Source organism: Terrisporobacter mayombei (genome assembly GCF_020748465.1).
In the GTDB taxonomy this organism is placed as follows: domain Bacteria; phylum Bacillota; class Clostridia; order Peptostreptococcales; family Peptostreptococcaceae; genus Terrisporobacter; species Terrisporobacter mayombei.
Genome location: NZ_JAHZMP010000314.1, coordinates 1 through 313, shown reverse-complemented (window position 1 = coordinate 313; position 313 = coordinate 1). Strand labels below are relative to the sequence as shown.

Annotated in this window: 1 rRNA gene; it reads left to right on the top strand. The window is 34.2% G+C overall.

Annotated elements, in window-relative coordinates:
- A 16S ribosomal RNA gene (locus tag K0039_RS21780) occupies nucleotides 1-60 on the top strand; the annotation flags it as partial.
- Nucleotides 61-313 lie beyond the last annotated feature (253 nt).

The window sequence follows — 313 nt, the reverse complement described above, 5'->3', positions numbered from 1 at the left end:
ACTGGGGTGAAGTCGTAACAAGGTAGCCGTATCGGAAGGTGCGGCTGGATCACCTCCTTTCTAGGGAGAATTAACCTACTGTTTAATTTTGAGGGTTCTTTATGAAAACTCAAAATAAGTGCTTTGATAAACGGGATAGACATGAACGAATGTGAATGGCTAGACGTTGACGATATGCGAAGCATTTTAGTACTTTGAAAACTGCATAACATTTAGTGATATGACATTATACAAGAAGAAGATAAACTTCTTAAAAAATATATCATATAAAGAAGATAACTTTTAAAAATATCAACTTTAATAACTGGTCAAG